Raw genomic sequence first — 24,141 nt, 5'->3', positions numbered from 1 at the left:
AAAAGAAAGAGCTCCAATCTTTGCAGATTGAAGCTCTCTAGCCGTGATGTACAATTGGTTATCCGCTTAGGATTGCTTTAGCATCAACGTCCGAATGTACTTCACTGGTGCACTCCCGAAACTCAGAAACCTTTCATTGAAAGCTTTTAGGTCGAAGTCGTTGCCCTCGGCTCGTTTTAGCTCTTCGCGCAAATCATAGATTTCGGTGTAGCCCGTGAAATAGCTGCTAAGCTGTACTTGGCTCAGAGTAGCGCGGCGCCATTTGTTGGTAGCCTCCGCTTCTTCCTGAAATCCGTCGCGGAGGAGCAGCGCTTTGGCGGCTTGCTCGCTGATGTTGTTGACGTGCACCTCGTGGTCGAGGATGGTGTTGAGCGTCACACGCATATTCCACTTGTCCCACATCAACCAGATTTCGTCGGAGTTGCTACCGTAGCCGCTTTCCAACATCATACGCTCGGCGTACACGGCCCACCCTTCTACCATGGCCCCGTTACCGAAAACAGCCTTGATAAGCGAGGGGCTGCGGTTGGCGTACACCAACTGCGTGTAGTGCCCCGGAATGGCCTCGTGGATGTTCAGAATTTGCAGTGTGTAGTTGTTGTACTCGCGCAAATAGCTTTCGGCACTGGCGGCGGACTGGCCCGTGAGCGGCTCCACATTGTAATAGGTGTTGGCGGCTTTGTCATAAGGGCCGGGGCTGAAATGCTAGCGCCCGCCCCGCTTCCACGCATATAAAGCGGCGTTTCGCGCACTACTAGCGGCTTGCTAGGGTCCTGCGTGAGTAGCTTTTTGTCGTTGACGAACTGCACTAACTGCGGAATCTGCGCCTTCACGGCCGCCACGAATCCAGCCGGCGTTACGTGCTCCTGCGACAACCGCCCAATCACCTGCTTGACCAGCACCAGCGAATCGGTAGGCATCGGCTGGTTGGGGAAGTACTTGGGATAAAGCCGCGCCGCCCGAACGTTCATATCGCGCAACAAGCGGGCACGGTTCTGCTGCGCCTTAGCGTACACTTGGTCGGCGGTATACGTGGACTGAATATCGTAGAAAAACTTCCGGTCAAACAGCGCCTTGCCTATCCGGAAACTGCGGAATTTGCCGGCGGTCAGCACCTCGGTTTTCAGGAAGCGCAGGTAGTCCTCAATGCTGAGCCGCGTAGTAGCCAACCGGTTCTTAAAATCCTCTTTCTCCCGGGCCGTCAGCCCCGATTTAGCAATAGAATCTTGCAAGGCTTTGCCGAAAACTGCCAGTCCGCCTTCGTTTTGTTTGATGCCGAGTTCTGTATGCTCTTTGGTTGGGTTCTCGATGTTAGCTTCAGCGGCAGCATAATATTCAGGCGAACGAGCAATTTTGAGACTGATGGCGCGCAGCCGGCGGTCGAGGGGCCAGTAACGGCCATTCAGGATTTCCGCCACCGAGGCACCTAGATTGTAGTTGGCCGGGTTCCACTCCCACTCCCGCAGCGTATCCAGTTGCCACCGTCCAGCTTGCAGGTAGTTCTGCATCAGCCGCCAATCAGTTTGGTTGTTCACCGACAAGTCCGTCGGTTTAAAAGTGGCCAGTTCCTTGCCGCGCCGTTTCAGGGTTTTCGCATCGCCGAGGCGTCGGGCCGCCGTCGGGATGATCAGGACCGAGTCGTAGCGGTGGTAACCTTGGCTGCTAGCAAACTCAGGGTTGTAGTACCACAACGAATCTAGGAAGCGCTCCTTGTACCGCTCGAAGCTGGCATTGGCAGTTTCGGCATCAACGGTTTTGTTGATTTCGCCGGATTGGTTGCACGCGGCAACAAACCCACCAAGTGCCGCTAAAAGCAGAACTGTAGGGCGTAATGATGTCATCATATACAAAAGATTAAGCTCGACAAGGTAGCAGACAAACACTCGAATAGGTGGTAATCCAAGGATATTATCACTAAAACATAAAGCCAAGGCGCCTTTTTGAAACCACCAGATGCAGGGCCGCCTCAGGGTGTACTGGCAAGCAAATTTGTTGGTTGCCAGTACACCCTGAGGCGGCTTCTGTTAAAACCCTTCTTCATGTCGCTTGTCATAGCCGCTTTTCAACATGCAGTACAATGGGTAGCACTTATCAGAGAGAGAAATGGCGACAGAAAGCACCTCACTGCTCGTCTTGTGTCTTGCTTGCCCTTGGTATTTCGTGTTATCCTAGTGCCGGTATGCAAAATGCTTCTTTAGAAGCTTTACTTAAAAGGCCACTTTATTAAGATTCCCCAGGATGCTGGTCACTATGAATGGCGCCAATACCTCGACCACCGAGCAGAGCCGCACAGTAAGGTGCGGGGCGGCATTTAATCTTTTGCCACCAGCTCGCTCGACCGTTCAAACTACAACCCTTTGCTGGAACTCATGCTCGAGCCCTATGCCGTTGTAGATGCCCGTGCCACTTATGACCGCGCCGACGGACAAGGCACGTTTGTCACAGTGTAGGGTCGTCAGTGCAGCGTGTGCCATGTTTAAAGCTCTTTCGATGCCTGCAGCTACGCTTCTTTCTCTCCCACAATAGTGGTTGCTCCACTTTTGGCGGCGCTTGTAGCTATGTGTACCACTGATAGCATGGCAAAAACTTCAATGTTCTGTTTCGCAATCTTGCTGATGAGGTTTTCTAGAACAGGAGCTGCGCCGCGAAACACTAGGTGAGCCGTCTTTTGATGAATGCATCGACTATGTTCCGCTACTATCCCTAAGTGGACTGGAGCTTAAGAACACTTGGAAAAAGTTAAACTCCAGGAGCGCATTTACCTCATCAGTTAGTTTCTTGACGTCTTTGAACGACAAATACTGCAGCTTTTATTCTTACCACTGCAAAGCAACTGGCGCCTCAATAGAATAGGTGCTAGCTCTTAAAGTCGCCATGGCATTGCTACGCAGGCTTAGCCTAAGAGAAAGCGCGCTACTAGCTTCCTAAACGTAGTTGGAAGAATGCTGAGGTTTAAACTAGTTTCGGGCCTAGTGTGCAACTTCGTTATCTAGCTTTATACTAGCTGCTACTTGCATCATCAAGGCGCGCCCGAAGCGGAAGTGCAAAGTTCACGCCACGGCCGGTCACTGATTATCCAACGTCCTCTTCCCATGCGTTTCCTTCCCGCCCTCCTGTTTCCCTTACTGGCGTGCTCGCAGCAAGCCGCCGAAACCAGTCGTCCGCCACTGCCTACTGGCCCGCCCGTCATTGATGTGCAGGCGCCCCCGCAGCAAGATGCCACCGGCCGCTTCCCCGAGACGTTTGAGACGGGCGGCAAAGGTGGTTACTCCGAGGCCGACGAGGTACTGACCTCGGGTTCGTGGCACTTCGTGGAAGCGTTGATCGGTAGTTCCGAGCAGGACCACAAAAACGGCCAGCACGCGGCCCGGCTGCGCGAAAAAGGGCGGCTACGCATGAACTTCAATGCGCCCGCCGGAATCCGTACCATTCGCGTGAGCAGTGCCGCGTATGGCAATGACCCTGCCAGCACCTGGGAGTTGTGGGGTAGCGTAGATGGGGGTCGTAGCTTCCGGCGTATTGGGCAGCCGGTGCGCACGCAAGGCACGCGGCTAGTGGCCACCACATTTCAGGGCGGCACTTCTGGCCCGCTGCGCCTAGAGATCCGCAAAATAGATACGGGGAAAGGGCGGCTCAATATCGATGACATTGTGCTGGAAAGTGCCAATGGGGCCGCAGTAGTAGGCACGACCAGTGCTCCGAGTTCAACGGCTCCAACTCCACCAGCTCGACAACAGGCCACTGCCATTGTCACGAGCCGCGACGACAACATGGCCCTTGGCAACCCAAGTGGGGCTACTGCCAGTCCAACCAGCCCGAACAACTACCTGATGACCAAGCCGCAATACACGCTGAGCTACAACAATCAGCGCGGCATTCCGAACTGGGTGAGTTGGCACCTAAACCCATCCTGGATGGGCTCGGCCCCCGCCAGGACGACTTCCGGCCTGATCCGGCCTTGCCGGGCACCTTCTACGCCGTGACGCGCAGTTCCTACACTGGCTCCGGCTTCGACAAAGGCCACAACTGCCCCTCCGCCGACCGCACCACCGACCTCGACGACAATTCGGCTACCTTCTTGATGACCAACATGATTCCGCAGGCGCCCAACAACAACCAGCGCACCTGGGGCGACCTGGAAGAATGGACTCGGCAACAAGTTCGCAGCGGGCAGGAAGTTTATATTGTGATGGGCAGCTACGGTAAAGGCGGCACTGGCCTCAATGGCTTGAAAACCAGCATCGACAACGGCCGCGTGACGGTACCAGCCCATGTGTGGAAAGTTGTTGTGATTTTACCTGAAGGGTCCGACGACCTACGCCGCATTGCTGCCGGTCAAGCTCGCATCATTGCCATTGACACTCCAAACGACCAATCCGTTAGCCCGACTGGAGCCGCTACCGTGTGAGCGTCGATGCCCTTGAGGCCGCCACCGGCTTGGACTTGCTAAGCAACCTGCCCCCGATGTGCAGACTCGTCTGCAAGCACAGGTGGATGCAGGACCAGTGCACTAAGAAGTAACGAGAAGCATGTAGCTGCTTGATTGGGCGCGGTAACTTAAGGTTTGCACAACCTTGAGTTACCAACCCGTCAAGCAGTTTGTAGGGTTTACTTCCACTTCGTGTGCTAGTCCTCGTAGAAGTCCTGAGTATCTTTGCTTTGGCTGCGCTTTTAGGTGCGGCTGCCGTCCCTCCGCTCTCTACTCCCGCCCATTGCGCACTTGCTGGTGCGTCGTGGGCTTTTTTGTAGCTATCCTTGGGTTTCACAACGGCTTTACTTGACTTATCTACTAAGCTTCGGCATAGCCCAAACGGGTGTATGCGCCGCGCCAACACGCTTCTTTTCAAATGATTGCCGAAACGTATCAGTCACAACCGCCCGCTACGTCACGCCTGGTTCACCGGGTAGCGGTGGGGGCTTCGTTTTTTCTGCAAGGGCTGTGCTTTTCCTCTTGGGCCGCCCGCATTCCTACCGTACAGCAGCGTCTTCACCTCTCCGATACCGAGTTGGGCGGCGTGTTGCTGGCCGTACCGGTAGGGCTGCTGCTATCCTTACCCCTTTCCGGGTGGTTGGTGGCACGTTATGGTAGCCGGCGCATCACCGTGCTTGGGCTCTCCATTTATGCCACCGTGCTCACTTTACTAGGTTTAGCCGAAACTACTACTCAGCTCTTGGGGGCCTCGTGCTTTTTGGCCTGGCAGCTAACATGTCCAACATCAGCGTTAATACCCAAGCTGTTGGCGTCGAAGCCCTCTATAGCAAGTCTATTATGGCCTCTTTCCATGGTATCTGGAGTTTGGCAGGCTTTATTGGGGCCGCTATTGGCACCCTCATGATTGGCTACGGCGCCACCATTGTGGTACACTTCGCACTTATCACGGCCGTCGTGGCGCTGGGCATCCTGCTGATGCGTCCCTACCTACTGCCCATGGATGCCGGCCACGACCCCAACCAGCCCATCTTCGTGCTTCCCGATAAGTCGCTGCTGTTGCTAGGCGTGCTGGCGTTCTGTTCCCTGCTCTGCGAGGGCACTATGTTCGACTGGAGCGGCGTGTATTTCAACAAAGTTGTGCATGCTGAAAAAGCCTGGGCCGGGGTCGGTTTCACAGCCTTTATGAGTACTATGGCCGCCGGGCGCTTCGTAGCCGACTGGTTTACCGACCGGTTTGGCCGGCGGCGCACTCTGCAACTGAGTGGCTTGTTTTCGGCTTCGGGTTTGGTACTGGCAGTGCTGCTGCCTACCCTGGTGCCCGCCACCATTGGCTTTATGCTGGTGGGCGTGGGCGTGTCGTCGGTGGTGCCGCTGGTTTATGGTGCGGCGGGGCGCTCCACGGTTATGTCGCCGGGAATGGCGCTGGCGGCGGTATCTACAGTGGGCTTTGCGGGTTTTCTGCTCGGGCCGCCGGTTATCGGCTTGGTGGCAGGGGCTACCAGCTTGCGGGTATCGTTTGCCATTATTGCCGTGATGGGGCTGTGCGTTACGGCCCTAGCAAGCCGGGCACGGGTGTAGGTAATTCACTGGTTGTTTTTCGATGCAGAAAGACAATTTTGTAATTTACTAGTCCACCTCTCCTCCCTCGTCATGGCTGATAATATCTACTCTAACCGGCAGCAGTCTGTGCTGCTGATAACCTGTTTGTTGGTGCTGGCGGGCCTTATTCTGTTCGGGCTTGGCGGCTATATCACCGGCTTTTTAGGGGCTGGTATCTTGTTCGTGGTATTCCGCCCTTGGTTCAAGGCGTTGGTGCATCAGCGCGGCTGGAACCGACACGTAGTAACCATCGGCATCTTGATTTTTGCGCTGGTAGTCATCATCCTGCCCTTTACGGCCCTAACCCTGATGCTCGTCAACCGCATCAGCTACTACGGCCAGGATACAAGCCAAATTATGGCTGTATTGCATACCATCGAGCGCAAGATTGGCTACACCTTCACCAACGAGCAAACCGTGCGGTCGTTGCTGCAACAAAGCGTGGCGTGGCTTAGTCAGCGTCTGCCGTCATTAGCTACCAGTTTGCTGCATTTCATCGTCATCATTGGGCTGATGCTGTTCACGTTGTACTTTATGTACACTCAGGAAGGTAGTTTCCTGAAAGGCTTACGCCGCTACCTCCCTTTCCGCGATGGCACGATAGAAGAGCTTGGCGAATCATTGAAAAACAATGTGAATGCCAACGTACTCGGGCAGGCGCTAATCTCGTTCGTTCAAGCTTTGCTTACCGGGCTTACACTCTGGATTTTCCAGGTTCCCGATGCCTTGTTCTGGGGCATGGTGTCGTTTTTCCTGGCTTTTGTGCCGGTGCTAGGCACGCCATTAGTGTGGCTGCCAGCCGCCGTCCTGAAGCTAACGCAAGGCGCTACCGGGCAGGGCGTTGGCATTCTGCTTATGGGGTTTATCGTCATCATGAACATCGACAACTTATTGCGCATCATGCTAGCCCGCCGCATCGGCGATATTCACCCCCTTATTACCTTAGCCGGTGTGGTGTTAGGCGTGAATATCTTTGGCATTCTAGGTCTGGTTCTCGGCCCGTTGCTCCTCTCCTACTTCATCGTGTTAATGAAGGTATTCGAGCGCGAAAACCGGCTGCGTGCTATCACCAAAGCAAAGTCATCCAACTCATAATTGGTCATGCGGCTCGTATAAAACAGAAGCATTTCACATGCTGCCATCGACAACACAAGTAGAACAGTCATGCTGAGCTTGCCGAAGCATCTCGCGTGCTGATGTCTGATTACTAAACCAACGTCAGCACGCGAGATGCTTCGGCTCCGATCAGCATGACCGTTCTAGAGCTTATGGCGGATTTTAAACACTTGGGATTTGCGTCTACTTCTTGGCAAACCGCTCGCCGAAGAAATTACCGGTGTTCCAGGTCGGGCGCGTAGGGTTGTTGGCGATTAAGTAGCCAATCAAAAAGTTTAGCTGTGCATATTTCCGCCCGGCGTCGAAATCGAACTGGCCGTTCATACCATCTTGTGGCTTGTGATAGTAGCGGGCACGCCACTTCTGTACTTGCAAGCTAAGGTTGTTCTGCCCGTCCGCGGTTTTGTTGCCGTACTTGATGTGCAGGGCTGGAATACCTTGGGTTACGAAGCTGTACTGGTCAGAGCGAATAAAGCGGTTTTGCGCCGGCTCGGGGTCAGCTTCCACCGTTAAATTGAGCGCCTTGGTTGCTTCGGCCACGGGGGCAGCCAAAGAAGAGTTTTCGGCTCCTAATGCTACCACCGAAAGCAGCGGTGCAATAATGGTGGGCATGTCGGTATTGATGTTAGCCACTATTTGGCTTTTGGGTACCGTAGGGTTACGAGCGAAGTAAGCGGAGCCGAGCAAGCCCATTTCTTCCCCGGTCACCATGGTAATGAGCACAGACCGGCGGGGCTTCTCCTTGAGGCGGCTATACACCCCCGCAATTTCCAGCAGGCTGGCTACACCCGTAGCGTTGTCGTGGGCGCCGTTGTAAATGGAGTCGCCTTCCACAGTCGTACCTACGCCAAGGTGGTCGAGGTGGGCAGTATGCACCACATATTCATCGCGCAATTTGGGGTCTGCACCCTGGATCTTACCGACTACGTTGTAGCTCTCCACGTCCTGGTAACGAGTGCGTTGGGTAGCTGTAAGGCGCGGCAGAAGAGCCACCGAAGCCGGCTTGCCCGCCCGCAACGATGCCAAAGCCGCTGTGGTGTCGGTAGCAGCGCCAGCGAAAAGCCGCTGCAAGGTGGCGGCGCTTACCGAGCCTAACACGCGCAATTGAGGGCCACCGTAAGTACGCGACACAGCCACTTTGCCATCGGTGCCTAACACACTTACCACACCTTTAGGTGGCTCGGGCAGGTGAACGGTGGGCTTCACAGCGGCCAGTAGTACGCCTACCGCACCGTGCTGAGCCGCCGTTTGCAAAATGGTCAGCACATCGGTATTGTAGAGGCGCACCGCATCCGGAAACTGCTTAGGCTCTTCCCGTGTCACCACCACGATTTTGCCCTTCGCGTCGAGACCCGCGTAATCGTCGTAGCCTAGTTCGGGGGCGCTGATACCGAAACCAGCAAACACCAGCGGCGCAGCCACCGTTGTGCTTGCTTCCGCCGGATTGGGATAGAACGTAAAATCGGAACCATACGTCAGCGCTTGCTCCGAGCCTTGTGACGCTTGTAGGCGCAGGGTAGCGCCCGGCTCGGTGAAAGCGCGCCGCAGGCGTACGGTTTGCAGATAAGTGCCGTTTTCGCCGGCGGGCAGCACCCCACGCTTCTTGTATTGCTCCACCACATAGTTCACTGCCATCTGGTAGCCCGCCGTGCCGGGTAGTCGGCCTTGCAGCTTGTCATCCGCTAGGTACTGCACGTGCGCCTTGTAGTCAGCTGCACTAACTTTATCTAGGGGGTTGCGAAGCGGCTTGGGTATCTCGGTGGATTGAGCAAATGCGGTGCCCGTTGTGAATATACCTCCTGCTAAAAGCGCAAATGACCGTACCCTCATGCGTTGAAAATAAAATAAGTAAAATAGAATTCTGTACACTCGGTGCTCTAACAGAATCCTCAACAAGTTTGAATTCGGAAAATGGCGCTGTAAAATCAAGAGATGGACATCAACTTCTTGTGAGTGAATCTAGCTCTTGAAGCAAGGTGGGCATTCGGAAAGGACCCGCCATTTTTTCAATGAAAGCAGCGGCAGCCTCCACGTTTATTCCGGCGCTAGTCACGTAAAGCGGAGTCATGCTCTGACCGCGCAGCACCCCAATTACCTGGCGGCCCGAATGAAAGAAGCGCGTTTTTGCTACTCCAACAACCGGTACTTTTTCCTCTAGATGCTGGTATAGATGCCAGCCTAACCCGGGCCGACCATCGTCATCAAGCACTACGTATCCGTCTATTACCAGGCATTCAACCTCAGCTAAGTTGATTTGCTCCAGGACGGCCAGCAAACAGGGTAGCTCCCGCTTATAGAATGCCCCTGGTTCGTAAGGTTCTAATCCAGAAAGCGTCACCTCATGCTTGCTGGTTAGCACTGTGCTATGCCACGCCTCAAACGTGACGCCAACAGCCTTGGCCTCCTCTTGGCGGTAATACACGTCCAATGCCACTATCATAGACGATGTTCGCTCTCTTGGTCGTCATCGAAACGCAAGTTCTTTGAACTTGGAAACAACATTCTAGGTCTCCGTTAGCACCGTTTTAAAGCCTGCCAGCTTGCCGTCTTCGGTCTTGCCTAGCGCGTAGGCTTTTATCTGCGGACCGGTGCCCACCCGATATACTTTAGTGTCTTGCAGTTCCTGCTTCATATACATTTGCAGCGCCTTGAAGCGGTTGGCTTGTGCGGGGTCGCCGAGCACGCCTTGGTCGGCGGTATGGTTGCGCAGGAAAAGGGTCAGCTCCTTGCTTTCAACCTGGGTACCTGCGGGCTCCCCGAGCACTTCTAGCAAGGCGGCATCGGTTAATTCGCCGTCCGGGCAGAGTAACTCACCGGCTCGAGCGGTGCATCCGATTCGCTCATAAACACAAGGCCTTGGGTGAGTTGCTGCAATTGCTCCGACGCGCTATCGGAGGCGCCTTGGGTTGCGGCGGGCTCGTTGGTTTCGGTAGTTTCGCGGCTGCCTTTCGAGTCCAAAGAATCTGGCTTTCGCGAAGCTCCATTAGCGGCAGGCACTTGCGCGGCAATGGCAGTGGCCAGTTCCTTCATTCGGTTCTCGGCTACTTTTATTTTGGGGTTGGCGAAGTTCATATCCGACACGTTGTTCATCGGAATCAAATGAATGTGCGCGTGGGGTACTTCCAAACCAATAACCGCGACACCGATACGCTTACACGGCACGGCCGCCGCCACACCTTTCGCTACGCGTTGCGCAAACAGGTGCAGTGCCGCCAACTCCTCGGCCGGCAAATCAAAGATGTAATCCACTTCCCGCTTGGGAATCACGAGCGTGTGGCCTTCTACAAGGGGCGTGATGTCGAGAAACGCCAGGTGCTGGTCGTCTTCCGCAACCTTATACGCGGGCAGCTCGCCAGCCACGATACGGGAGAAAATGGAAGCCATGTGGTGAAGCAGTGAGTTTGTGAAACAGTGGATTTGACGTTCGGCATGTACAGGCAAGCGCCAAGCACAGCCTTATGACCTGCGACAAAGTACGTGGCAAAACGCAAAAGGGCGAAGCTTGCCGCTTCGCCCTTTCAGAAATGGCAGAGTATCAGACCTGCCATTTCGCAAATTTCCCGTTACCGGCTGATTTCCAGTATCTCGAAGAGAAGCTTGCCAGCAGGCACCGTTATTTCGGCGGTGTCGCCGGCCGATTTGCCCAGCAAGCCTTTGCCGATGGGCGACTTCACGGATATCTTACCGGCGGCAAGGTTAGCTTCTTCCTCGGCCACGAGCGTGTAGTCAAGCACCATGTTGTTCTTCAGGTTCTTGAGCTTCACTTTGCTCATGATGAGCACCTTACTGCTATCAAGGTTCGACTCGTCGAGCAGACGGGCGTTGCCAACTACTTCTTCCAGCTTCGCAATTTTGAGTTCTAATAGACCTTGAGCGTCTTTTGCCGCGTCGTACTCGGCATTTTCGCTTAAGTCCCCTTTATCACGCGCTTCGCGCAGTTGCTCGGCGGCGTTGGCCCGGCCGCGAATTTTGAGGTCCTGCAACTCATCTTTGAGTTTCTGCAGCCCCTCGGCGGTGTAGTAATTTATGGTGGCCATGGTTAGGTTGATGGTAAGCTAAAAAACAAGGAGAACGGTCAGCGGTGCCGACCGTTCTCCCAAACCTGGTTTAGGCAAATATACATAGTTTCTGGATTGAAGCTACTTCTCTACCCCGCTTGCTTGTGGCGGGCAGCGGGCTTCAACCACTAACTGGCAGCTAGTCAACCTTCAATCGGTGCTGGACCACTAGAAACCAAAAAATCTTTCAGCTTTGCTGCTAGCACTTCGTTTATGCGCCGATATGACTGAAACGTCCAGCCCCCACGTGCGGCGACAAGAGCACGTTTGATGCACTAGCCAAGAAGTCGAAGCGGGCTTGCTGCTCCGGCGTCAGGGTAGCTAGCTTCTCATTGTCGAGCACGTCTAGCGCCGCGCCGCGTACTTGGCCGCTTTGTAAGCACTGCACGAGGGCAGCGTGATCAAGCACTTCGCCGCGGGCAGTGTTGAGCAGCCAAAATGGATTACGGAAACCTTGCAGTAACGCTTCGTTTACGAAATGGTGATTTGCCGTTGAGTACGGAATATGTAAGCTAAAAACCTCTGCCCGCTCCTGTAGCTCACCTAAGTCAACCAATGCGGCGTACTCGTCGGGTAATACGGCCGGGTCGTGGTCGTAAGCGAGTACCGTGCAGCCGAATGCCGACAGCCGACGCGCAAAGGCCCGGCCCATGTGCCCGTAGCCCAACAACCCAATGGTTTTCCCTTGGATTTCCTCGCCGCGGTTCGCTTCCCGTCGCCACTGCCCGGCCCGCACTTCGTGGTCGGCCCGCACAATGTTGCGGAATAAAGCCAGCAGCAGCCCTACCGCATACTCTCCTACTGCGTCGCGGTTGCCTTCGGGAGCATTCAGCAACGTAACCCCGCTGCCGCCATAGCTTCCTCATCGATGTTATCAACTCCTGCTCCCGCCCGCGCCACATAGCGCAACTGCGGACCATGAGCCAGCAGTTCAGCCGTCACGCGCAGCTTCGACCGAACCATCAGCCCATCGTAAGGATGCGCAGCAAGGGCAGCAGGCACTTCCGAAGCTTTCAGCTCGGGGCGGTAATGCAGCGTCACACCTATTTGCTGCATGTACTCAGGCAAACTAGGATGCATTTCGTCGATGACGAGGCAGAGGGACATGGTTTGACTGGAAATTAAAAATTAAGAATCAACTGCTTAAAGCCCGAAAGTAAGGTTGTCCTTCCGACGAAAGTGGAATTTGCGTGTAAGTTTCTGAAAAAGGTAATGCAGGTTCCTCCTTTGTAGGAAGGACGGTTCATGCGTAACACGTACACAAGAGGCGTCTGAACTTACTCGCTCTTCATTTCTGCTTGCACCCGCTTCGTCAGCCCTACAAAGTCGGCAACGCTCAACTGCTCGGCGCGTTTGTCGAAGATTGGGTCGGTGGTAGCTTCCGGCGGCATTCCGAACGGCTTGAGCGCGTTGCGCAACGTCTTGCGCCGCGTGGCAAACGCCTGCTTTACCACTTTAAAGAACAGCTTTTCATCACAGTCCAAATGCTCGGTTTCATTGCGCGTCAGGCGGATAACGGCCGATTGCACCTTGGGCGGCGGGTTGAAAACGTGCGGCGGCACCGTGAACAGGTATTCAATCCGATAGTAGGCCTGCAGCAACACGCTCAGAATGCCATAGGTTTTCGAGCCCGGTCCCTCGGCCAACCGGTCGGCCACTTCCTTCTGAATCATTCCCACCACTTCGCGCACCTGCTGGCGGTGGGCTAGCACCTGGAAGTAAATCTGGCTGCTGATATTGTAAGGAAAGTTACCGATGATGCTGATAGGCTGCTGGTTGTAGAGCTTGCCTAAATCCATCTTCAAGAAGTCCTGGCTGTGAATTCGGTCAGCTAGCGCCGAGAAGTGCTTTTGCAAATACGCCACCGAATCCCGGTCAATTTCCACCACCGACGTGCGGTAGCTTGGGTTCTGCAGCAGCGTTCCGGTCAATACGCCCATGCCCGGCCCGATTTCCAGCACTTCCGTTACGCCATCAGGCAACTGCAAGGCCTCCACTATTTTGCGGGCAATGTTAGTATCAGCCAGAAAATGTTGGCCTAAGTGTTTTTTGGCTTTAACGGAATCCATAAAGGAGGGAGAATTTGGCGTACTACGTAGCGGGTTTCTGGTAATGGCAACACTTGTGCGGGCAGGGGCAAAAGAGCAATCTGTGTCTCAGGCAAGAAAACAGCTCAGCTTTTAGGCTAACAATCAATACCGCAAACGGTACCAAGTCAAGCTGTTTCGAGAAGCTAGCGCACAAGATCAACTAGCAATTCAACCGGCTAGTGAAAGCCAGCAACTAGAAACTTCAATTACCTTCACGTCCAAAGGTACGCCTACGTCGCTTAAACCGGCGGTGGTGAACTTTACCTTCGGCTTTCACTGCTTTTTGTGCTTCCCATGTCGCTTGAACTTGCCCACGCCGCTGATTTTCCTTCCATTGCGGACACCGTTTTTATTGTGCCCGCTGGCACGACCGAGCTACCAATTTCCGCCGCCGCCGACCTACCCGAAGCGGCCCGCCGCTACGTAGCCGACCAACTAGCCGCTGATTCCAAGCTGATTCATCTCAATCAGTATTCGCACCACCACTATTATATAGTAGCGCCTAGCACCGACAAAATCACGACGCACCTTGCTGCTGAAGCGCTGCGCAAAAGCGGCCACCAGTTGTACGCGCAACTGAAAGCCGACAAAGTGCGCCAACTATACGTAGTCGACCTCACAGAAACCGGTGCCCTCCCTCTGGCCGAAGGTTTGGCACTGACAGCTTACCAGTTTGAAGGCTACAAAACCGATGAGAAGTCTCACAAAGCCCCGACCTCCAGAAGCTGATCTTGGTCGGTTCACACATCACGGCTACGCAAGTGCAGGAGCTAGCTGGTGTGTTGCAAGGTGTGTTTTTGGCACGTGACTTAGTGAATGCGCCACTCAACAAGCTCAACGCCACGCAGTTTGCTGAGCGCATGGCCGCTGCTGGTGAAGAAGTGGGTTATCATACGGAGATTCTGGATCTAGTCCGCATCGAGGCTTTGCGTATGGGGGTCTGCTCGCCGTCAATCAAGGTAGCCCCGAGCCGCCCACGTTTACCATCATGGAGTACAAGCCTGCTGGCGCTACCAACACCAAGCCGTACGTGCTGGTTGGCAAAGGCGTAGTGTTTGACACCGGTGGGCTAAGCTTGAAGCCCACGCCCAACAGCATGGACATGATGAAGCTCGATATGGCAGGTGGCGCGGTCGTGACCGGGGTGCTCTATGCACTAGCCAAAAACCAAGTACCTCTGCACGTCATCGGCTTGGTGCCTGCTACCGACAACCGCCCCGGCGGCCTCGCCTTTGCCCCGGCGACGTCATTACGATGTATAGTGGCATGACGGTGGAAGTACTGAACACCGATGCCGAAGGACGCTTGTTACTAGCCGATGCCCTCGCTTTTGCCAAGAAATATGACCCCGAGCTAGTCCTCGACTTCGCTACGCTCACGGGTGCGGCGGCCCGCGCCATTGGCAAGGAAGGCATTGTGGTGATGGGCACCGCCGGCGACGAGTGGATGCATGAACTAAAGCAAGCCGGCAACCGCACGCACGAGCGCTTGGTAGAGTTTCCGCTCTGGGACGAATACGCCGACCACATCAAATCCGACATTGCCGACATCAACAACATCGGCAAAGGCGAAGCTGGCGCTATTTCGGCTGGTAAGTTTTTGGAACGTTTCATCGAAGGTTACCCTTGGGTTCACTTCGATATTGCGGGCCCGGCCTACCTCACCGCCCCTGACTCTTACCGCGGCAAAGGCGGCACCGGCACCACCGTACGCCTCACCTATGACTTCTTGAAAAGCAAAGTATAGAGTACAGAACAAAAAGGAATAGCAGTCATGTACCGCTAGTCGAAGCATCTTGCCTGCTGATGTTGAAGAAGGTATGGCCCTGCTGAGCGCAGTCGAAGCATCTTGTGTGTTGAGGTTATAGTTCTAACGCAACGACTCGAATGAGATGCTTCGGCAAGCTCAGCATGACAGATAATGTTACAACAAGACGCTTCGACAAGCCGACGCTAAACAAAGTATGGCGTTGCTTCAACAAACACACCAGCACATTCAATACTCAACCCATTCATAATGCTCCCACGCATTGGCATATCTGTCGGCGACTTAGCTGGCATTGGACCGGAAATCATATATAAAACCTTCCTCGACGCGCGGCTGCTTAAGTTCTGCACCCCTGTTGTCTATGGTACCGCTACGGTGCTGTTCGACGATTTTCCGGTAGCCAAAGACAGTGAATCTCTTACCTTCCGCCAGGTGCGCGAGGCCGCTGACATTGCGCCAGGCAAGCTCAACGCCGTGACTTGTTGGGAAGAAGACTTTGCCCTTACTCCCGGTCAGCCCACCACCGCTAGCGGTACAGCCGCCCGACTGAGCTTACTTGCGGCCTCCCGCGACTTGAAAGCCGGCCTGCTAGATGCCCTTGTGACGGCCCCCATCAGCAAAGAAAATACCCAGGCCGACGATTTCCGCTACCCCGGTCACACCGAATTTCTAACCACCTTTTTTGGCGCCTCTGAGAGTCTGATGCTGCTTGCTAGCGAGGAATTGCGCGTAGCCACTGCCACAGGTCACATTGCCCTGAAGGACGTGCCTAGCCGTGTGACTCATGAACTATTACTCACAAAGCTGCGCATTCTACTGAAATCCTTGAGGCAGGATTTCGGCATTGAAAAACCAAAGGTGGCTGTGCTTGGGCTTAACCCGCATGCCGGCGAAAATGGCCTGCTTGGTACCGAAGAGCAAGAAGTTGTAACCCCAGTTATTCAACAGCTACTACAGGAAGGGCATTTGGTATTCGGCCCCTACCCCGCCGACGGGTACTTCGGCACTCGCCAATACCGCCAGTTCGATGCTACCCTTTCCCTCTACCACGACCAAGGCTTGATTCCATTCAAAAGCATAGCCTTCGAGCGAGGCGTCAACTTCACCGCGGGTTTGTCGGTCATTCGCACCTCCCCCGACCATGGCACCGCCTATGGGATAGCCGGTCAATACAAAGCTGACGAAACCTCGTTCCGCGAAGCCCTTTACATGGCCTGTGATTTGGTACGGCAGCGTGCCGCACTAGCTGAAATTAAACCCCTAGTGCCTAGTGCTGCCCCACGTGGCGGCCGGTACGAGTAGACTGAGCGAGGTCTCTTGATTTCAGAGCTGCCTCATTGATTTCGTTGGAAACCATCGAAGTTGAAGCCCGGTTATAGTTTATCTAGAGCTGAATATTACGTGCTCATTTTTAGGCCACTGGCATGTTATAGCTAAAGCCACTATTCCAACTGAATAGTGGCTTTAGCTTTTTTAGCCTTAACGCAAATCACGATGCAAACTAGGGCCTTGGTAGCTGTTAGTGACAAGGCTCAACTAACCGAATTCGAAACATTCTTTTCAAAAACGAAATTTACTTTGCTGTTTTAAAACAAGAATGTAACTTTGCAGCCGCTAAATCATACTCGAATCCCATTTTCGTTTTCCTCACCCCTCTATGATTCTTCAAACTCCATCTGACTACCGCACGGCCTTACGCCGAATGGACGCGCTGGTCGCCGCTGGTTTTGAAGGCAATGACGCGTTAGAATCAGAATTCCGGGAGCTCATAGTTGCACTCGACACGTATGAGGACAAGCTAGGCTTGCTACCAATACCGAATCTACCTACGTCCTTAGCGGATATGATAGAGCTGAAGCGGCAGCAAATGCGCCTTAAACAGAAGGACTTAGCTCAACTGCTAGAAGTGCCAGCCGGGCGCCTCTCGCAGATACTTAGTGGCAAGCGCCGGGTTACACTCGACTTGGCCAAACGGCTGTATGAGCGCCTAGGTATTCCACCGGAATTCATTTTAAAAAATGCCTAAAGCTAGACTTCGCTTTAGCCCCTGCTTTTACTAAACGGCAAAATCTTTCTACTTTTGCCCCCTGCTATAAATTGACCGTGAAGAAGAACGTTGAATACGACCTGGCCATTGCCAAGCTAGCCGACAAAACGCATCATTTTGCGTACGAGCTGGACCGCGCGTTTTTCGAGCAGTTCGATCAGCAACTCATCCCCGATGGCAAGCTCCACGCGGATGTCACGCTGATTAAGACGGACCGCTTGCTCACGCTGAACTTTGATATTATGGGCACCGTACGCTTAACCTGCGACCGGAGCCTCGACGAATACGACCAGGATGTAGACGTGCACGAACAACTTTTGGTACGCTACGGCGACCGGGAGATTGAACTAGACGACAACGTACTGCAAATCACCCCTGATACGCAGACGCTTCCCCTGGCACCCCACATGTTCGATTACATTGGGTTGGCGCTGCCGATGAAGAAGCTGCACCCGCGCTTTCAAAACGAGCCCGACGAAAACCCCGAATCGGAAACCAAGCTCATCTTCACCACTCGCCAACCCGGCGATGACGACGATGACGATGAGGGCACCGACCCGCGCTGGAATGCGCTGCGTAACCTCAACTAAGCGCCTGAGTCGCTTTTCACTCAACAAGCAACACTTACCATTTCCTATTTTCTGACTCATGGCACATCCTAAGAGACGCCAATCCTCGACCCGCCGCGACAAGCGTCGCACCCACGACAAGCTGACCCCAAAGGCAGTTACTCTTTGCCAGAACACTGGCGAGCTGCACCTCCGTCATAAGGCCTACGTGGTAGATGGTGACCTCTACCTACACGGCAAAGTAGCCATCAAAGGCTACGCTCCGGTAGCAGCTCCTGCCGCCGCTGCTGACACCGACGAAGAATAGTCGCGCAGCTGCGATTTTCCCCTTCCTTTACCTCCCGGTCCTTTTCCTCTCTTGAGGAGTCCGGGAGGTAACGGGAAGTTCCTCTCCCAGACTCCTCCTTGATACCTCGTACATGAAGATAGCCCTGGACGCTATGGGGGGCGATTTTGCGCCCCAGGCTGCGGTCGATGGTGCGGTACTAGCCGCGCAAGAACTAGCCGGCAAAGCGCAAATCGTGCTCATTGGTCAAGAAGCTGCCGTGCGCCCTCTCTTAGACCAGCACGGCGACGCAGCCGCAAGCCTTGAGTTGATAGCCGCCTCTCAAATTATTGAGATGGGCGAGCATCCAGCTAAAGCGTATCAGCAAAAGCAGGACTCTAGCATTGCTGTGGGCTACCGTTTGCTACACACCGGCGAAGTCGATGCATTTTGCTCGGCTGGCAACACGGGCGCTATGCTTGTAGGTGCTATGTTCAGCGTGAAACCTGTACCTGGCGTACTGCGCCCTGCCATTGCCAACTTCGTTCCGAAGCTGAACGGCGGTGTAGGTATACTACTTGATGTAGGCGCCAATGCTGAGTGCAAACCTGAAATGCTGGAGCAATTTGGCGAATTGGGTTCTTTGTATGCGCAGTACGTGCTTGGTATCACCAATCCTAAAGTAGGCTTGATGAACCTAGGCGAAGAAGAAGGTAAGGGCACTACTCTTACGCAGGCGGTTCATCAGCTACTCAAAGTAAACCCGCACGTTAATTTCATTGGCAACATTGAAGGGCGCGACCTTTTCAATGGCAAAGCCGACGTGATAGTGTGCGACGGTTATACCGGCAATGTGATGCTGAAGATGGCCGAGTCCATCTATGACATCATGGCCGAAAAGCAGATGCGCGACCCTTTCTTCGACAAGTTCAACTACGAAGCCGTTGGGGGTTCCCCTATTTTGGGTATCAACGACAACGCTATTATCGGACACGGCGTGAGCACGCCATTGGCTATCTGCAACATGCTGTTGCAAGGCTACCAAATGGCTCAATCCGGCATCTCCGACCAGATTAAAAATACCTTCAAGTCCTAGCGACTAAGTCCGGCCCACAGCCGGATTTTTTCTTGCCGCGTTTTCTGTTTTTTCTTCAATGAAAATTACCGCCGCTATTACCGGAGTGGGCTCCTACGTGCCCGATTACGTGCTCACGAATCAGGAACTCGAAAAGATGGTGGACACCACCGACGAGTGGATTACGACACGAACCGGCATCAAGGAGCGCCGAATTCTAAAAGGAGAAAACCAGGGCACTTCGGTAATGGGCGTCAAAGCCGTACAGCAACTGCTTGCTAAAACCGGTACGAGGCCCGAAGAAATCGATTTGTTGATTTGTTCTACCACGACGCCTGACTTGGTGTTCCCGGCTACAGCCAATATTATTTCGGCAGCTGTTGGCATCACCAATGCATTCAGCTTCGATATGCAAGCTGCTTGCTCAGGCTTTCTGTTCGCGCTGGCTACCGGGTCACAATACATCCAAACGGGCACGTATAAGAAAGTAGTGGTAGTGGGTGCCGATAAAATGTCGGCTATTATCGACTATACGGACCGGGCCAACTGCATCATCTTCGGTGACGGCGCAGGTGCCGTACTGCTCGAACCTAGCACCGACGGCTACGGCTTACTAGATCAAGTTTTGCGTTCCGATGGTAACGGGGAGCAATACCTGTATCAGAAAGCGGGTGGTAGCCGCCGCCCCCCGTCCGCAGAAACAGTGGCGAATCGGGAGCACTATGTGTACCAGGAAGGTGCTACCGTGTTCAAGTTTGCCGTGACCAACATGGCCAATGTTGCCGCGCAAGTGATGGAACGCAACCACCTCACCAACGACGATGTAGCCTGGCTGGTACCGCACCAAGCCAATAAGCGCATTATTGATGCTACGGCGCACCGTATGGGTGTTGGACCGGAGAAAGTGATGCTCAACATTCACCGCTACGGTAACACCACTAATGCCACCATCCCACTCTGCCTCGCCGACTATGAACAGCAGTTGCGTCAGGGCGACAACCTAATTCTGGCTGCTTTCGGTGGTGGCTTCACGTGGGGTTCTATCTACCTCAAATGGGCGTACGATCCTAAGCCTGATCCGGTCGCTGTGTAACTACGGCGGCTCGGTTGCGGAAAACCTCTATACTTGCACTCCCAATGTGCCGCCCCGCCACTTTTCCGGGACGGCACTTCTTTTGAACACAAAACTTACAAAATTGAAGAATTGAAAATCGGCTGCTTGACTTTGCTTCTTCGTGTTGAATCAGCCAATTAACAATTTCCTATTCCCCCTCTCACTTTAACATGGCTACTACCGCAGATTTCCGCAACGGACTAGTGCTCAACTACAATGGCGACTTGCACGTCATCACGGAGTTTCAGCACGTGAAACCCGGCAAAGGTCCCGCCTTCGTGCGCACTAAGCTCCGTAACATCAAAACCGGTAAGGTTATCGATAACACGTTCAATGCCGGGGTGAAAGTGGAAACCGCCCGCGTAGAGCAACGCCCGCACCAGTACCTGTTTAAGGACGATTACGGCTATACCTTTATGGACAATGCCACCTTCGAACAAGTGGTACTGCCCGAAGCCATGGTTCCCTTCGCCGACCTGATGAAAGAAGGTCAAGAAGCTACCATTCTCTTCCACGCCGAAACCGAGCAGCCGCTTACTGCTGAATTGCCAACCACCGTGGAGTTGATGGTAACTTACACCGAGCCTGGCCTGAAAGGCGACACGGCCACCAACACGCTTAAGCCTGCTATTGTCGAGACTGGGGCCCGAATTCAGGTGCCGCTGTTCATTGATCAGGACACTAAAATCCGCGTCGATACCCGCGACTATTCCTATGTCGAAAGAGTCAAATAAGCAGTCCAGCAAGTCAAGCGCCGCCATGAAAGCCAAGGAACTCCAGGAACTTATCGACTTCATTGCGAAGTCGGGCCTCAACAAAGTCAACATTGAAACGGAGGAATTTAAAATCTCCGTACAGCGTGAGCCCAGCTACAAGCCAGTAGTAGGAGTATCGGCCGCGGCTGCGCCTACTCCAGCAGCTGCGCCAACTGCTCCGGTCCCTGTTCCTGCTACTCCAACTCCAGCACCGGCGGCACCAGTTGCGGCAACTCCGGCGGCTGACAACTACGTAGCGCTAAAGGCTCCGATGATTGGCACCTTCTACCGTAGCAGCAGCCCCGACACTCCGGCTTTCGCACAGGTAGGTGATTTAGTGGAAAAAGGCCAGGTGATTTGCATCATCGAAGCCATGAAATTATTCAATGAAATAGAGGCCGAAGCATCGGGCCGCATTGTAAAAGCCATGGTTGAAAACGCCTCGCCGGTGGAGTACGACCAGCCGCTGTTCCTCATCGAGCCGATGTAATTCATTGGGGTCGCAGGGTCTTATGAACTTAGGGTTTGATTATCAGTCAGCCCCGAGTTTGTAAGACCTTTTCCTTTTGCTACAAGCCCCCGAGACCTTAAGCCCCCAACACCACATGTTCAAGAAAATACTGATTGCCAACCGGGGTGAAATTGCGCTGCGCATCATCCGGACCTGCAAGGAAATGGATATCAAAACGGTGGCGGTTTACTCCACTGCCGACAAGGAAAGCCTGCACGTGCGCTTCGCTGACGAGGCAGTGTGCATTGGCCCACCGCCATCTTCGCAGTCGTATCTCAGCATCCCAACCCTGATTGCAGCAGCGGAAATTACCAACGCCGATGCTATTCACCCTGGCTATGGCTTCCTGAGCGAAAACGCAGAATTTTCGCGCGTGTGCCAAGAAAACGGCATCAAGTTCATCGGGGCCACGCCTGAGATGATCAACCAAATGGGCGACAAGGCTTCCGCTAAAGCCACCATGATCAAGGCAGGCGTGCCTTGCATTCCCGGCTCGGTAGGCTTGCTTGAATCGGTGGAGCAAGGCAAGAAGGTAGCCGCCAAAATTAAATACCCGGTTATTCTGAAGGCTACAGCCGGTGGTGGTGGCCGCGGTATGCGCATCATACCCTCCGAGGAAGACTTCGAGAAAGCCTGGAACGATGCCCGCACGGAAGCTAAGGCTGCTTTCGGCAACGATGGCGTGTACCTGGAAAAATTTGTGGAGGAACCTCGTCACATCGAAATTCAGGTGTGTGGCGATCAATACGGCCGGGTATGTCACCTCTCGGAGCGCGATTGCTCAATTCAGCGGCGTCACCAGAAGCTGGTAGAGGAAGCTCCTTCCCCTTTCATGACCGATGAACTGCGTGAGCGGATGGGCAAAGCGGCTGTGGCCGGTGCTGCGGCTATCGGCTACGAAGGTGTAGGCACCATTGAGTTCTTGGTGGATAAGAATCGGGATTTCTATTTCATGGAAATGAACACCCGCATTCAGGTGGAGCACCCCGTGACCGAGGAAATTGTGAACTATGATCTCATCAAGGAGCAGATAAAAGTGGCGGCGGGCATCCCGATTTCCGGCGACAACTATTACCCCAAGATGCACGCCATGGAGTGCCGCATCAACGCTGAAGACCCGACCCGGGACTTCCGCCCCTCTCCTGGTAAGATCACGACGCTGCACATTCCCGGCGGCCACGGTGTGCGGGTTGACACCCACGTGTACGCGGGCTACACTATTCCCTCGAACTATGACTCGATGATAGCCAAGCTCATCACCGTCGCCCAAACTCGTCAGGAGTGCATTGTGAAGATGAAGCGAGCCTTAAGTGAATTTGTTGTGGAAGGTGTGAAAACCACTATTCCCTTCCACTTGGCTCTGATGGACAACAAAAATTTCCAAGAGGGTGACTTCACGACCAAGTTCCTGGAAACTTCATTTGACTTTTCAGAATTGTAACTTACATAGTTCAGGTAAAACAAAAAGGCCCGGCTACAATGTAGCCGGGCCTTTTTGTTTAGATCTTCTAGCACTACAGTGTAGTAGATCAAGGTTTTATATGTACTGTCACTATGCCACTAGTAAGCTGAACTATTTATCTATCAAGTAACTCGTCTTTCTAGACGATAATGTAATTGCCAAACGTATCAAACTTAGCTCTAGGCAACGAGTAGGACTCAAGTAGGCACACTGGTTTGGCAGCTGGTTCGCCGAATTCGGTTTCGCTGTCGTCGGCTAAGTAAGACGAGCCGTTCTGAAACACAATATCATAGTAGGGATAGTCTGGTTTCTCTGGATGAGTGAACGGGACCAATACATCTACCTGATAGGTAGCGGAAAGCTTCTGACCTAACCATAACGCTCTTGCCTCCCAATGTTCGTTTGGCGTTCGGTAGATACAAATGTGCTGCGGAAACTGAGGCACTTCTGCTGCATCAGCTTCAAAAAAGATGTGCTTCGGATTGGTCGAATCAAATTCCATCGGCTCCTGGTCACCTACTAACATCGCCCATTCAAACACAGTAAGACTTGGCATTGCCGCCTGAAGACATTCCTGAATCTGTCCGGTTGACAGCATTTCACTAACATAGAAATCTTCCATAACCAGTAGCTAACCTGGATACTTGACTATATCCATAAAGAAGGCCGACTTGGAAGTCGGCCTTCTTTATGGATAACTATACCTTGACTTGTGGACTGTCCGTCTCTATCTCCTGCACTAACTCGCCATACCAATCCTCTCCGTACTTACGAATAAGCGGCTCCTTGAGAAACTGGTATATCCGCACGCCCAAGTTGGCGCCGAAAGAGCAGGCGGGGTTGCAGATGTTCCACCGGTCGTAGTTCAGAGCTTCAAAGCCTTCGTACTTAGTGATGCGGATAGGATATAGATGACAGCTAACGGGCTTTTTAAAGCTAGTAGCGCCCGCCAAATAGGCTTGCTCGATGCCGCACTTCAGGATACCACGCTCGTCGTAAAGGGCATAGGCGCACTCCCGGTCATTGATAGTGGTGGTGCTGTAGTCGCCTTCCCAATCCTTGATGTACAAGCCTTGCTGCTCGATGGCCTGTTGGCCGGCCGCCGTAAGAAAAGGCTTAATGTTTTGGTATTCGGCTTCGAGAATTTGTAGTTCCTCTTCTTCTAGGGGAGCTCCTAGGTCGCCCTCCACGCAGCAGGCGCCCTTACAAGCTTCCAGGTTGCAGACGAAAAAGTTGTCCCGAATGTCATCGGAGATGACAGTATTTTGAATGATAATCATA

General features: G+C 53.7%; 23 protein-coding genes and 5 pseudogenes. 17 read left to right on the top strand and 11 right to left on the bottom strand.

Translation table 11 applies throughout. The annotated features are described in order from the left end of the window. Window positions 1-66: 66 nt before the first annotated feature. A pseudogene (locus MUN86_RS09640) lies at window positions 67-1,841 on the bottom strand (DUF885 domain-containing protein). 1,251 nt (window positions 1,842-3,092) lie between these two features. Here MUN86_RS09640 and MUN86_RS31170 point away from each other — a divergent pair. The 4 genes and pseudogenes from MUN86_RS31170 to MUN86_RS09620 all read left to right on the top strand — a co-directional run bounded on the left by MUN86_RS31170 (window position 3,093) and on the right by MUN86_RS09620 (window position 7,126). After that, window positions 3,093-4,408 (top strand): annotated as a pseudogene (locus MUN86_RS31170) (DNA/RNA non-specific endonuclease). 439 nt (window positions 4,409-4,847) lie between these two features. After that, window positions 4,848-5,336, top strand: coding sequence for an MFS transporter (locus MUN86_RS09630; RefSeq protein WP_245124655.1), 489 nt, complete (start codon window positions 4,848-4,850; stop codon window positions 5,334-5,336). Then, on the top strand, window positions 5,270-6,010 hold the full coding sequence (locus MUN86_RS09625; protein WP_245124651.1) for an MFS transporter: 741 nt from the start codon (window positions 5,270-5,272) through the stop codon (window positions 6,008-6,010). The genes MUN86_RS09630 and MUN86_RS09625 overlap by 67 nt, the downstream gene beginning before the upstream one ends. Window positions 6,011-6,082: 72 nt before the next feature. Continuing rightward, window positions 6,083-7,126, top strand: a complete 1,044-nt coding sequence (locus tag MUN86_RS09620; RefSeq protein ID WP_245124648.1) for an AI-2E family transporter — start codon at window positions 6,083-6,085, stop codon at window positions 7,124-7,126. Window positions 7,127-7,330: 204 nt separating this feature from the next. On the opposite strand, the gene MUN86_RS09615 is transcribed toward MUN86_RS09620, so the two are convergent. From MUN86_RS09615 to MUN86_RS31700, 4 genes are all read right to left on the bottom strand, one after another. Beyond that, window positions 7,331-8,977: a M28 family peptidase gene (locus MUN86_RS09615; protein WP_245124645.1), complete on the bottom strand. Its 1,647-nt coding sequence runs from the start codon at window positions 8,975-8,977 to the stop codon at window positions 7,331-7,333. 109 nt (window positions 8,978-9,086) lie between these two features. Next, window positions 9,087-9,587: an endonuclease V gene (locus tag MUN86_RS09610; RefSeq protein ID WP_245124642.1), complete on the bottom strand. Its 501-nt coding sequence runs from the start codon at window positions 9,585-9,587 to the stop codon at window positions 9,087-9,089. A gap of 63 nt (window positions 9,588-9,650) precedes the next feature. Further along, window positions 9,651-9,911, bottom strand: a complete 261-nt coding sequence (locus tag MUN86_RS09605; protein ID WP_280640640.1) for a nuclease A inhibitor family protein — start codon at window positions 9,909-9,911, stop codon at window positions 9,651-9,653. Between the two features lie 20 nt (window positions 9,912-9,931). Next, a complete protein-coding gene (locus MUN86_RS31700) occupies window positions 9,932-10,531 on the bottom strand; it encodes an HIT domain-containing protein (protein WP_311181837.1) in 600 nt (199 codons plus the stop codon). 74 nt (window positions 10,532-10,605) lie between these two features. On the opposite strand from MUN86_RS31700, the pseudogene MUN86_RS32355 reads away from it, so the two are divergent. Then, window positions 10,606-10,830, top strand: a pseudogene (locus tag MUN86_RS32355) (hypothetical protein); the annotation flags it as partial. On the opposite strand, the pseudogene greA reads toward MUN86_RS32355, so the two are convergent. The 4 genes and pseudogenes from greA to rsmA all read right to left on the bottom strand — a co-directional run. Next, window positions 10,729-11,184: pseudogene (greA, locus tag MUN86_RS09595) on the bottom strand (transcription elongation factor GreA); the annotation flags it as partial. The pseudogenes MUN86_RS32355 and greA overlap by 102 nt on opposite strands. Window positions 11,185-11,416: 232 nt before the next feature. Further along, complete coding sequence (locus MUN86_RS31695) at window positions 11,417-12,040, bottom strand: NAD(P)-dependent oxidoreductase (protein WP_311181836.1); 624 nt, start codon at window positions 12,038-12,040, stop codon at window positions 11,417-11,419. Beyond that, window positions 12,034-12,312, bottom strand: coding sequence for a Rossmann-fold NAD(P)-binding domain-containing protein (locus MUN86_RS31690; RefSeq protein ID WP_311181835.1), 279 nt, complete (start codon window positions 12,310-12,312; stop codon window positions 12,034-12,036). The genes MUN86_RS31695 and MUN86_RS31690 overlap by 7 nt, the downstream gene beginning before the upstream one ends. 170 nt (window positions 12,313-12,482) lie before the next feature. Further along, the gene (rsmA, locus tag MUN86_RS09585) at window positions 12,483-13,274 is read right to left on the bottom strand and encodes a 16S rRNA (adenine(1518)-N(6)/adenine(1519)-N(6))-dimethyltransferase RsmA (RefSeq protein ID WP_245124635.1); all 792 of its coding nucleotides are present in this window, start codon (window positions 13,272-13,274) and stop codon (window positions 12,483-12,485) included. Between the two features lie 315 nt (window positions 13,275-13,589). On the opposite strand from rsmA, the gene MUN86_RS09580 reads away from it, so the two are divergent. The 12 genes and pseudogenes from MUN86_RS09580 to accC all read left to right on the top strand — a co-directional run bounded on the left by MUN86_RS09580 (window position 13,590) and on the right by accC (window position 22,839). Next, complete coding sequence (locus MUN86_RS09580) at window positions 13,590-14,024, top strand: M17 family peptidase N-terminal domain-containing protein (protein ID WP_245124632.1); 435 nt, start codon at window positions 13,590-13,592, stop codon at window positions 14,022-14,024. Window positions 14,025-14,026: 2 nt separating this feature from the next. After that, on the top strand, window positions 14,027-14,347 hold the full coding sequence (locus MUN86_RS32350; RefSeq protein ID WP_375379481.1) for a hypothetical protein: 321 nt from the start codon (window positions 14,027-14,029) through the stop codon (window positions 14,345-14,347). Further along, a pseudogene (locus MUN86_RS32345) lies at window positions 14,284-15,041 on the top strand (leucyl aminopeptidase family protein). Before MUN86_RS32350 ends, MUN86_RS32345 begins: the two are co-directional and overlap by 64 nt. A gap of 270 nt (window positions 15,042-15,311) precedes the next feature. Continuing rightward, window positions 15,312-16,364, top strand: a complete 1,053-nt coding sequence (gene pdxA / locus MUN86_RS09565; protein WP_245124623.1) for a 4-hydroxythreonine-4-phosphate dehydrogenase PdxA — start codon at window positions 15,312-15,314, stop codon at window positions 16,362-16,364. Window positions 16,365-16,719: 355 nt separating this feature from the next. Then, window positions 16,720-17,088: a helix-turn-helix domain-containing protein gene (locus tag MUN86_RS09560; protein WP_245124620.1), complete on the top strand. Its 369-nt coding sequence runs from the start codon at window positions 16,720-16,722 to the stop codon at window positions 17,086-17,088. Between the two features lie 77 nt (window positions 17,089-17,165). Beyond that, window positions 17,166-17,699 (top strand): YceD family protein, encoded by a 534-nt coding sequence (locus MUN86_RS09555; protein ID WP_245124617.1) that lies wholly within the window; start codon window positions 17,166-17,168, stop codon window positions 17,697-17,699. Between the two features lie 58 nt (window positions 17,700-17,757). Then, window positions 17,758-17,985, top strand: a complete 228-nt coding sequence (rpmF, locus tag MUN86_RS09550; RefSeq protein ID WP_022822852.1) for a 50S ribosomal protein L32 — start codon at window positions 17,758-17,760, stop codon at window positions 17,983-17,985. A 112-nt stretch (window positions 17,986-18,097) separates the two neighbouring features. Continuing rightward, window positions 18,098-19,039, top strand: a complete 942-nt coding sequence (plsX, locus tag MUN86_RS09545) for a phosphate acyltransferase PlsX (protein WP_245124614.1) — start codon at window positions 18,098-18,100, stop codon at window positions 19,037-19,039. A gap of 58 nt (window positions 19,040-19,097) precedes the next feature. Next, a complete protein-coding gene (locus MUN86_RS09540) occupies window positions 19,098-20,111 on the top strand; it encodes a beta-ketoacyl-ACP synthase III (RefSeq protein ID WP_245124611.1) in 1,014 nt (337 codons plus the stop codon). Window positions 20,112-20,302: 191 nt separating this feature from the next. Next, window positions 20,303-20,866 (top strand): elongation factor P, encoded by a 564-nt coding sequence (efp, locus tag MUN86_RS09535; protein ID WP_245124609.1) that lies wholly within the window; start codon window positions 20,303-20,305, stop codon window positions 20,864-20,866. Between the two features lie 25 nt (window positions 20,867-20,891). Then, window positions 20,892-21,377, top strand: coding sequence for an acetyl-CoA carboxylase biotin carboxyl carrier protein (accB, locus tag MUN86_RS09530; protein ID WP_245125694.1), 486 nt, complete (start codon window positions 20,892-20,894; stop codon window positions 21,375-21,377). Window positions 21,378-21,492: 115 nt separating this feature from the next. After that, window positions 21,493-22,839: an acetyl-CoA carboxylase biotin carboxylase subunit gene (gene accC, locus MUN86_RS09525; RefSeq protein ID WP_245124607.1), complete on the top strand. Its 1,347-nt coding sequence runs from the start codon at window positions 21,493-21,495 to the stop codon at window positions 22,837-22,839. A 160-nt stretch (window positions 22,840-22,999) separates the two neighbouring features. On the opposite strand, the gene MUN86_RS09520 is transcribed toward accC, so the two are convergent. Continuing rightward, a complete protein-coding gene (locus tag MUN86_RS09520) occupies window positions 23,000-23,482 on the bottom strand; it encodes a hypothetical protein (RefSeq protein WP_245124604.1) in 483 nt (160 codons plus the stop codon). A gap of 76 nt (window positions 23,483-23,558) precedes the next feature. Beyond that, the gene (locus tag MUN86_RS09515) at window positions 23,559-24,140 is read right to left on the bottom strand and encodes a DUF3109 family protein (RefSeq protein WP_245124602.1); all 582 of its coding nucleotides are present in this window, start codon (window positions 24,138-24,140) and stop codon (window positions 23,559-23,561) included. Window position 24,141 lies beyond the last annotated feature (1 nt).

The organism is Hymenobacter volaticus, assembly GCF_022921055.1.
Taxonomy (GTDB): domain Bacteria; phylum Bacteroidota; class Bacteroidia; order Cytophagales; family Hymenobacteraceae; genus Hymenobacter; species Hymenobacter volaticus.
The sequence above is the reverse complement of the archived record's forward strand: the minus strand, read 5'-3'. Positions and strand labels throughout refer to the sequence as shown.